This is a genomic window from Pseudonocardia pini, assembly GCF_013870575.1.
Lineage (GTDB): Bacteria > Actinomycetota > Actinomycetes > Mycobacteriales > Pseudonocardiaceae > Pseudonocardia > Pseudonocardia pini.
Window position 1 is genome coordinate 1 of the sequence record NZ_JACBXB010000137.1, and the last position, 9,520, is coordinate 9,520.

General features: G+C 72.2%; 10 protein-coding genes. 4 read left to right on the forward strand and 6 right to left on the reverse strand.

Features of this window, described 5'->3' with window-relative positions; genetic code table 11:
* The 3 genes from H5J29_RS10865 to H5J29_RS10875 form a co-directional block, all read left to right on the forward strand.
* On the forward strand, window positions 1-379 hold a 379-nt coding region (locus H5J29_RS10865; protein WP_181780808.1), incomplete at its 5' end, for an MFS transporter.
* Between the two features lie 82 nt (window positions 380-461).
* Complete coding sequence (locus H5J29_RS10870; protein ID WP_181780809.1) at window positions 462-1,907, forward strand: aromatic ring-hydroxylating oxygenase subunit alpha; 1,446 nt, start codon at window positions 462-464, stop codon at window positions 1,905-1,907.
* Window positions 1,904-2,428, forward strand: coding sequence for an aromatic-ring-hydroxylating dioxygenase subunit beta (locus H5J29_RS10875; protein ID WP_181780810.1), 525 nt, complete (start codon window positions 1,904-1,906; stop codon window positions 2,426-2,428). Before H5J29_RS10870 ends, H5J29_RS10875 begins: the two co-directional genes overlap by 4 nt.
* A 130-nt stretch (window positions 2,429-2,558) precedes the next feature.
* Here H5J29_RS10875 and H5J29_RS10880 read toward each other — a convergent pair whose 3' ends face one another.
* From H5J29_RS10880 to H5J29_RS10905, 6 genes are all read right to left on the reverse strand, one after another.
* Entirely contained in the window at window positions 2,559-3,380 is an 822-nt protein-coding gene (locus H5J29_RS10880; protein WP_181780811.1) for an ABC transporter ATP-binding protein, read from the reverse strand.
* Window positions 3,381-3,423: 43 nt separating this feature from the next.
* Window positions 3,424-4,287 carry an ABC transporter permease gene (locus H5J29_RS35825; RefSeq protein ID WP_181780812.1) on the reverse strand — a complete coding sequence of 288 codons (864 nt, stop codon included), beginning with the start codon at window positions 4,285-4,287 and terminating at the stop codon, window positions 3,424-3,426.
* A 10-nt stretch (window positions 4,288-4,297) separates the two neighbouring features.
* Window positions 4,298-5,089 (reverse strand): ABC transporter permease, encoded by a 792-nt coding sequence (locus H5J29_RS34925; protein ID WP_181780813.1) that lies wholly within the window; start codon window positions 5,087-5,089, stop codon window positions 4,298-4,300.
* Window positions 5,086-6,075, reverse strand: coding sequence for an ABC transporter substrate-binding protein (locus H5J29_RS10895; protein ID WP_181780814.1), 990 nt, complete (start codon window positions 6,073-6,075; stop codon window positions 5,086-5,088). Before H5J29_RS10895 ends, H5J29_RS34925 begins: the two co-directional genes overlap by 4 nt.
* A 71-nt stretch (window positions 6,076-6,146) precedes the next feature.
* Window positions 6,147-7,229 (reverse strand): TauD/TfdA family dioxygenase, encoded by a 1,083-nt coding sequence (locus H5J29_RS10900; protein ID WP_181780815.1) that lies wholly within the window; start codon window positions 7,227-7,229, stop codon window positions 6,147-6,149.
* A gap of 105 nt (window positions 7,230-7,334) precedes the next feature.
* A complete protein-coding gene (locus H5J29_RS10905; protein WP_181780816.1) occupies window positions 7,335-8,426 on the reverse strand; it encodes an acetamidase/formamidase family protein in 1,092 nt (363 codons plus the stop codon).
* Between the two features lie 113 nt (window positions 8,427-8,539).
* Between H5J29_RS10905 and H5J29_RS10910 the strand changes: the two genes are divergently transcribed.
* The gene (locus H5J29_RS10910) at window positions 8,540-9,445 is read left to right on the forward strand and encodes a VOC family protein (protein WP_181780817.1); all 906 of its coding nucleotides are present in this window, start codon (window positions 8,540-8,542) and stop codon (window positions 9,443-9,445) included.
* Window positions 9,446-9,520: the final 75 nt, after the last annotated feature.

Genomic DNA, 9,520 nt, shown 5'->3' on the forward strand with positions numbered 1-9,520 from the left:
CGTCGGCGAACGCGCCCCGGCGGGCCGGACGGGGCTCGCCCTCGCGATCCAGAACACGGCGGTGGCGGGCGGCATGGCACTGACCCCCTCCCTGTTCGGCGCGCTCCTCGGCCGGACGTCCTGGGCGTGGTCCTTCGCCGTGGTCGCCACCGTGACGACCGCGGCGGCCCTGCTGCTCGTGCGGCCCGCCGCCCGGGAGGCCCGACTCGACCCGGAGACCCCACCCGCACCCGACGCCGTCCCGATGGCCGACCGAGAGGAGACGACACGAGAGGACCCGACCGAGCCGGACCCGACCAGGTCCGCACCCACCACGGCGGCGCAGCACCTCCCGTTACGAACGCGGGTCGAGGGTGTCACGCCTGGCGCCGATCGTTGAAAACGCGCAACTCCCCACCGTACCGTCGCGTAGTGCGAGACGACGTCTCGTCTTACGCTCTGACGCTCGCGAGGTTCAGTACATGACGCCGACCGCCCCCGGTTCCGCGCCCACCGCTCCCACCGTTCCCCCCGGGACCCCGGTACCCCCCGGCCTGCGCGCCGCTCCCCCGTCGGCCCCCACCGGTCCGGATGCCGCCGACAAGGTCGTCGGCAACTCCATGGTCCGCCAGGACTGGGCACGCTCCACCTTCCGGGTCCACCGCTCCGCCTACCGCGACGCCGCCGTGCTGCACCGGGAGAGCGACCGGATCTGGTCGCACACCTGGCTCTACCTCGGCCACGAGACCGAGATCCCCGAGCCCGGGGACTTCCGCACCCGCACCCTCGGCGGCAGGCCCCTGATCTTCTGCCGCGACCAGGACGGCGCGGTGCACGCCTACCTCAACGCGTGCCCCCACCGCGGCACCATCCTGTGCCGGGAGACCGAGGGGCGGACAAAGCACTTCCAGTGCTTCTACCACGCCTGGACGTTCAAGACCTCCGGTGAGCTGGCCGCCCTGCCGGACAAGGCCGGCTACCCGGCCGACGGCTTCGCCGACGGGTTGGCCCTGCGCTCGGTGGCCCGCCTCGCCGTCCACGAGGGCTTCGTGTTCGTCTCGTTCGATCCCGACGTCCCGGACCTGCTCACCCACCTCGGCGCGGCCGCGGACTACCTGACCATGACCGCCTCCATCGGGCCGCGCGGGATGACCACGACCCCCGGCGTGCAGAGCTACGCCGTGCGCGGCAACTGGAAGCTCGCCGTCGAGAACGCGATGGACGGGTACCACTTCGCGCCCACCCACAACACCTTCGTCGGGTACCTGCGCGAGACCGGCTTCGCCGTGACCGACGACGACCAGTACGCCTACGACCTGGGCGACGGACACGGGCTGGTCGTGCTGACCGGCCACAACGGCCGGATCGGGATGATCTGGGAGCCCCGCTTCGGGGAGTCCGAGCGGATCCGCACCGAGCAGAAGCGGGCCGAGATGGCCGAGCGGCTCGGCGCGGACCGCGCCGCGGCCGTCGCCGACTCGTCGAAGATCCTCTACGTCTTCCCGAACCTGCTGCTCTTCGACCTCGAGGCGCTGACGATCCGCCAGCTCGAGCCCGCCGAGCCGGGAGCGACGCACGTCCGGGCCTGGCAGCTCGTGGAGGTCGACGAGCCTGCCGAGACCCGGGAGCTGCGGCTGCGCACGATGGCCAGCTTCGTCGGCCCCGGTGGGCTGGCCACGCCCGACGACATCGAGGCCTACGAGGCCGTCCAGCGCGGCATCCACGCCACCTCCGGGGTGGGCTTCACCGGCGAGGTCGACCCGGAGCTGGACTGGAGCGACATGTCCCGCGGGATGGCCGACGAGAAGGCCGCCCGGCCCGGGCGCTCGATCGACGAGGGCGCCATGCGCAGCTTCTGGCGGCACTGGAGCAGGGTGGTGGGCGAGGTGCCCGGCTCGGGCCCGGCCGGGACGGGGGTCTCCGCATGACCGCGCAGCCCGATCTCACCCTCGACCTGCCGACCTCCGAGCGGACCGTGGGTCGGCCCGAGGTGGAGGACTTCCTCTACCGCGAGGCGCACCTGCTGGACACCTGGCAGCTCGACGCCTGGCTGGCCCTGTTCGTGCCGGGCGCGACCATGGAGGTGCCGACCACGGACAACCGGGGCTGGACCCCCGCCGAGGCGGGCTACTTCGTCTGCGACGACTGGGACCTGTTGCGGGCCAGGGTGAAGCGGCTCAAGAGCCGCAAGGCCCACGCGGAGAACCCGCGCTCGCGCACGCACCGGATGGTCGGCAACGTCTGTGTGGTGGCCCAGGAGGGCGCCGAGCTCACCGTGGGCGCCAACGTGGTGGTGCACCGCTACCGGGACGGTGCCGCGTTCACCTACGTGGCCCGCTACGACCACCGCCTCGTCGTGCTCCCCGACGGCCTGCGGTTCGTCCTGCGCCGGGCCGTCCCGGTGAACGAGGCCATGGGCCCCGGCGAGCGGCTCAGCTTCATCCTCTGAGGTCGTCACCCACAGGCACCCTCGTGCGGCAGCTCCGCACGAGGGTGCCGTTCGTGCGTCCGGCGCCCGCCCACCGGGAACGACGACGGGCCCGCCCTCCCGGAGGAGGACGGGCCCTGGGGCCGCCGGGTCAGGCGGAGGCGGACACCGGCACGTCCACGATGGCGCGGGGGCGCATGACCAGCTGGAACACCTCGCTGCGCAGCCGGGCGAACTCCGGGTCCAGCTTGGTCTCCACCTGGTCGCGCCGGGAGCCCAGGTCGACCGGGATGTCCGCCGCGAGCCTGCCCGGACCCGCCGCCAGCACCAGGACCCGGTCGGCGACGTACACGGCCTCGTCGATGTCGTGCGTGACGAACACGATCGTCGCGCCGAACTCCTGGCCGAGCCGGACCACGAGGTCCTCCAGGTCGGCCCGGGTCTGGGCGTCGACGGCCGCGAACGGCTCGTCCATGAGCATGACCTGGGGCTGCACCATCAGCGCGCGGGCGATCGCCACGCGCTGCTGCATTCCACCCGACATCTGGTAGGGCCTGAGGTCGGCGGCGTCGGGCAGGCCGACGGCCGTGAGGCAGTGCTGGACCCGACGGGCGACCTCCTCCTTGGGCAGCTTGTCGGAGGCGGCGGCCAGCGCGAGGTTGCGACGCACGCTCATCCACGGGAAGAGCGAGCGGCTGTAGTCCTGGAAGACGACGGCGAGCCCGGGCGGCGGGCCGTCGATCGGCCTCCCGTCGAGCCGGATCTCGCCCTCCGACGGGGCCAGCAGCCCCGCCATCATCATCAGGAGAGTCGACTTCCCGCACCCGGAGGGCCCGACGACGGAGACGAACTCCCCCGCCTCGATGCGGACCGAGGTCTCGCTCAGGGCGATCCGCCGCCCGCTCGCGGTGTCGTAGGCCTTGCTGACGCCGGCGACGTCGAGTGCCGGCACGGCGGTGGCGCCGTCGTTCATGTCCGTTCCCCTCACGTGGAGTCGGAGTGGTGGTGTCGGGCGGTCAGAGGTCGGCGAGACCGGTGCGCCGCTCCCAGCGCAGCAGCCGCCGTTCCACGGCGCTCATCGCGCCGTTGAGGGCGATGCCGATGAGCGCGACGAGCACCAGGCCCGCCCACATCTCCAGGTAGGCGAAGGTGCGCTCGGCGTAGACGATCTGGTAGCCCAGGCCGCTCGTCGTGGCGTACAGCTCGGAGACGATCATCAGGATGAGCGCGGTCCCCACGCTCACCCGGATCCCCGCGAGGATCCGGGGCGCCGCCGCGGGCAGCAGCACCCGGGTGAACAGGGCGAACCGCGACAACCGCAGGCTGCGCCCGCTGCGCACCCACGACTCGTCCACGCCCGCGATCCCGTCGGCGGTGTTGACCAGGATGATCCACACCGTGCCGAGGAAGATCAGGAACACGTTCATCGCGTCCGTGACCCCGAAGATCTGCACGGCGACCGGGAGCAGCGCCACCTTGGGCATGGACATGAAGAACCGGACGATCGGGTCGTACATCCGGCTCAGCACGCGGCTGCGGCCCAGCGCGAGGCCCGCGGCGACACCGACGACGATCGCGCCCAGCCAGCCCTGGAGGAACCGGGCGAGGCTCACCCCGGCGTTGTCCCAGAAGCCCGCGGACAGGAACAGCGTCGACGGGTCGGAGGTCAGGTAGACCGACCCGAACTCCCCCAGGACCTTCGTCAGCGGTGGGAAGAACAGCGACGGGTCGGCGCGGGCCCAGACCTCCCAGACCACGAGGAGCGCGAGCAGCAGCCAGCCGTCGGCGAGGGTGGTCAGGGCCCGACGCCACCGGGGCGGCCGGGCGGGTCCGGGCCCGCCGGCGGCGGGCCCGCCGGTCGGCGCCGCCGGGTCGGCCACCGCGGCCGGGCTAGACATGCGGGACCCAGGTGAAGAGGCGGCGCTCGAGGCCGGCCAGCAGGGCGTACACGATCGCTCCCATCGCGGCGAGGAGCAGGACGCCCGCGTAGACCACGTCGGGTCGCAGGCCCTGCTGGTAGGACACGAGGACGACACCGGCTCCGGTGCTCGCCCCCAGCAGCTCGGTGCTGACGACCACGACCAGCGCCACGCTGGCCGCGATCCGGATCCCCGTGGCGATCTGCGGCAGGGCGCTGGGCAGCACCACGAACACCTGGCGACGCCACCACGGCCAGCGCATCGACCGGCCCGCGTCGATCCGCATCGGCTCGGTGCTCGCCACGCCGTAGAGCGTGCTGATCAGGATCGGCCAGGCGATGGCGTACACGGCCAGGGCCACCTTCATCGTGATCCCCAACCCGAAGATCAGGATCCCGATCGGGATCAACGCGCTGGAGGGGACCGACCGGAAGGCGTTGACCGCCACCATCGTCGCGCGCTGGGCCGCGGGCACCGAGCCCACCGCCAGCCCCACCGGCACCGCGACGACCGTCGTCAGCACCAGCGAGACCAGCCACGTCCACAGGGTGTCGCCGAGCTCCGGGAGGAACTCGCCGTCGCCGAGCAGCTGCGGGATCGCCGCCAGGACGGCGAGCGGCCCGGGCAGCGCCTCCGGCGCCACCAGGCCGAGCCCGCTCGCCAGCGCCCACACGGCGACGACGCTCGCGACCCCGGCGACCGGATAGCCCAGTCGTGCGATGCGGCCCTCCGTCGTGGCCGGTCCCGCCGGTGCCGTGCTCACCTGCGCGAACCCTCGGGGACCAGGGTGGTCACGTCGAGGTCGGTCTTGATCAGACCGCCCTCGAACGCGATGTCCGCCATCCGCTGGAAGGCGGTCATGTCGAGCTTGCCCTCGTAGTCCGGCTCGGCGATGGCGGGCAGGTCGGCCGCCGGGGTCTTGCAGTACTTCGACAGCACCTCGTAGCGCGGGGTGTCGTTGGCCGGGTCGTTGCTGACGGCCGCGACCTCGTCCATCGCCGTGACGAACTTCTGCACGGTCTCCGGGTTGGCCTCGACGTAGTCGCGCATCGCGAGGTAGACCGCACCGGGGGTGGGGCCGACGTTCTCGTAGATCGGGTTGCCGATCGACTTGCCCTTGCCGTTCTTGGTGATCTGCGCGACCTGCGCGGACGAGACCTGGGCGGCGTCGACCTGACCGTTCTCCACGGCGGTGACGAGCTCGGGGAAGGGCAGCGCGACGAACTTCGCGGTGACCGGCGCGCCTGCCGCTGCCTCGATCCACTTGGTGGTGAGGAACTGGCCGCTGCCGCCGAGCTCGTTGACCGCGACGGTCTTGCCCTGCAGGTCCGCCGGGCCATCGATGCCGGAGCCGGTGCCCGCGATGACCGCGTTGGACTCCTGGGTGGTGAGCGCGCTGCCGGTGACGACGTCGATCGGCACCCCGCCCGCCGCGGCGTTGAGGGTGGTCACGGGGTTGACGAACGCGATGTCGGCCGAACCGGACTGGACGGCGGCCAGGCCTGCGGCGCCGCCGTTGGTCTTGACCAGCTCCACGGCGAGGCCGTTGCGCGCGAAGATGCCTGCGTCGACGCCGTACTGGGTGACCTCGTTGCAGAGCGCCAACGAGGTCACCCGCAGCGGGACCAGCCCGTCGGCGCCGGCAGCCGTCGTGGCCGTCTCGGAGCCGCAGGCCGAGAGGACGGCGGCGAGTCCGACGGCCGAGGCGCCGGCGGCGCACCGGGTCAGGGTCGAGCGGAAGGTGGGCATGGGTGCTCCAGGGGTGGCGGGAAGGGAGGTGCGGGGAGGGCAGTGCTGGTGGTGCTGGTGGTGCGGCGGGGTCAGGAGCCCCAGTCCATGCGCGGGATCGCGGCCATGGTGATCGAGAAGTTCCCGCGGTCGTCCTGCTGGTCCGCGGCGCGGACCTCCGTGCGGCCCTGCACGACGTTCTTGCCGAAGCCCGGGACCACGGGGCGGCCCACGTCGTGGCGCAGCCACAGCCGGAGCAGGTGGCGGCGCCGCTGGAGCTCCGGGAAGTCGAGGAACGCGGTGCGCGAGTGCAGCGCCGCGTAGTTGAGCAGCCACTGGACGTCTCCGGGCCGGAAGTCCATGTCGAGGGCCACGCCGGGCTCGCGGGCGATGGTGTCCAACAGGTGCAGCAGCTCGACCTGCGCCTCGGTCAGCCGCGGGACCTCGGGGTAGTCCTGCGCCGAGAAGATCATCCGGGTGCCGCCGTAGATGCTGAACACGCCGTCGACCCAGCTGCAGATCGGTGAGGTGTAGTAGCGCTGCGGGGCGTCGTGGTCCTGCTTGTACCAGTCGTGGTGGAAGGGCTCGAAGAGCAGCGGGGCCAGGTCGGGACGGCGGGCGAGCACCTCGTTGTACAGCGTGGCGCCGCTGACCAGCGTGCTCGCCCCACCCTCGCGGGAGGGGCGCAGGCACATCAGGGCCACGATGTCCGAGCTGTCGGAGTGGAAGTTGAGCTTGTCCCGGACCCGGGAGCCGAGCGCCTCGGGATCGGCGAGGGTCTTGTCCGAGGTGGCCATGATGTGGTCCAGCAGGTCGCCCAGCTCGTTCTGGCGCATCGGCTCACCGAGGTGCAGGCCCATCAGGAAGAAGATCGCGGCGGACAGCGCGTCGGAGTAGTGGGTGGTGCGCAGGCCGCGGACCAGCAGGAACCCGCGGCCGCGGTCGAGCTCCTGCCCGGTCAGCCGCAGGTGCTCGGCGCAGACCGGCAGCGGGTAGTCCTCCGGGACCACGGAGCGCAGGTCCGGGTCGTCGTCGAGGAAGCGGCCCCCGACCTCCTCCAGCTCGGCGACCTCCTCGGGGGTCAGGTGGTGGATCCAGCTGTCGGTGCCGGACAGCTCGTCCCCGCGCCAGGCGGCGGGCCCGGTCACGGGGGCGAGATCGAGCGACGTGGTCATGCGGGTGGTTCCTCCGAGGTGCGGGCACGGCGGGGCCGGCGGCCGGGGAGCGGCCGCCGGCGCGTCGACGGATGCCGGGTTGCGGTGCTGGGGAGCGGGGGTCGGCTAGTGCCAGGCGGGGAAGTCCGCCTTGCGGATGCGGCAGTGCACGCCCTTGACGGAGTCGACGACCTGGCTGACCACGAAGTCACCCGCGGCGCTGAGGTACAGGTAGGCGACGTGACCGGGCACGCCCGCCACCTCCTCCAGGAGCCGGATGGCCTCGCGCACACAGGCCTTCATCGCCTCGTCGAGGTCGGTGTCCAGGCCGATCGTGATCCAGTGGGTGTCGGTCTCCCCCACCGGCCCGGCGGGCGCCCCGACCAGCGGGGCGGCCTCGGCGGCGGGGAGCACGGTGAGCCGCACGGTGGTGCGGAGCGAGGCCTCCAGCGCGGTCAGCGAGACCTCGCCGTTGCCCTGTGCGAAGTGCGGGTCCCCGAGGTAGAAGCCCGCACCCTCGACCTGGACCGGGACGTACATCGTGGACCCCAGGTTCAGGTCCCGGACGTCGAGGTTCCCGCCGAACGGTCCGGGCGGGATCGTGTTGAGGGCGGTCGCGCCCGCCGGGGTCACCCCGGCCAGGCCCATGAACGGGTCGATCGGGAAGGCGAGGGAGCCGCCCGGGTAGTCCATCCGCGCCGTCGGCACCGCGGCCGTGAGGTCGACGCTGCAGAACTGGCTGAGGACGGGAACGGGCGCACCGGAGGCGGGATCGACCGGCCGCTCCCCCGCGAGGCTGCCGAGCCCGTGCCTGCTCGACACCACGCCGTAGGGCACCCGCGGCGCGAGCTCCAGGTACTCGACCTTCAGCAGGTCCCCGGGACGTGCCCCGTCGACGTGCACGGGTCCGGTCACGACGTGCGGTCCGTCCGGCCCGCGGGTGTGCACGATGTCGGACGACGCGATGTCGGCGAGGTCGGTGAGCACGTCCGCCGCCGCCACGCCGTGGGCGGCGAAGTAGGCGAGCGGGTCCCGACCCTGGTCCTCCATCAACCCCTCATGCGAGACGGTGTCAACGGTGACGGTGTCCCCGGAACGCACGACGAGGACCGGCTCCTGACCCTCGACGGGGATCCGACCCCAGGTGACGGTCTTCGGTGACGCCGGTACGTAGTGCTGGCCGGGACGGTCCCCGGCGTGCGGCTGCAGGACTGGCATGGCACGAAAGCTACGGGCGGCATCCGGCGGATAGGTTACGCCCATGTTGCAATGCGGGATGACGTATCGCATTGCTTGACGACGCTGTTCGGTTCTCCTTACTGTCCCCGACCATGACCTCTGCAACGCCCCCGATGCGGGCAACGCCACGCGGCCCGGACGGGGTGGCCTACGTCCGGCTCGCGGTCCCGAACCTCGCGCAGACGATCGAGTTCCTGGACTTCCACGTCGGTCTGGCCCTCGAGGAGCACGACGACACCCACGCGTACCTGCGGGTCGGCCTCGAACACCACAGCGTCGAGCTGGTGGCCGCGCCGGAGCTCGAGCAGTTCCGCTACGACGCCGTCGGGTACCACGTGGCGAACGCCACGGACCTCGCGGACCTGCGCGAGCGCGTGACGGCCGCGGGCCACGAGGTGCACCCGCTGCAGGACCGGATGAAGAGCCTCTGCCAGGACGGCTTCGCCGTGACCGACCCCAACGGCACCACGGTCGAGCTCGTGCTGGACATGGTCGAGTACGCCGAGACCCCGTGGCCGGACCTGCGCCCGGAGACCCTGGTCCACCCGTTCGTCGTGACCGACCGGTACGAGGAGACCCTGCACTTCTACCTCGACGTGCTCGGCTTCCGCGCCTCGGACTACGTCGAGGACTTCACCGCGTTCCTGCGCTGCGAGGACCGCTACCACCACAGCCTGGCGGTGCGCCGGGCCGACCGGTACGCCCTCGAGCACCTCTGTTTCATCATGGGCTCGATGGACGGCGTCATGCGGCGGCGGGCGCGCGCGCAGTACAAGCAGGTCGCGATCCTCGGCGACGTGGTCAACCACTCGGCCTCGACCTCGATCGCCTTCTACCTCTACGACCCGAAGCACGGGCCGCGCTACGAGCTGTGCGACGGACACCGCGTCCTCACCCCCGAGGAGCACGAGACGCACCGCCCGCGCAGGCTCAAGCGCGACCCCCGCAACATCGACGTCTGGCGCGCCGCGGCGGACGACCGGACCTGGGCGCACTAGATGCCCCCCACCACCCTGGACACCGTCCGCGCGGCCGACGTCCTCGACGTGCTGCGCCTGCTCGCGGCGTCGGCT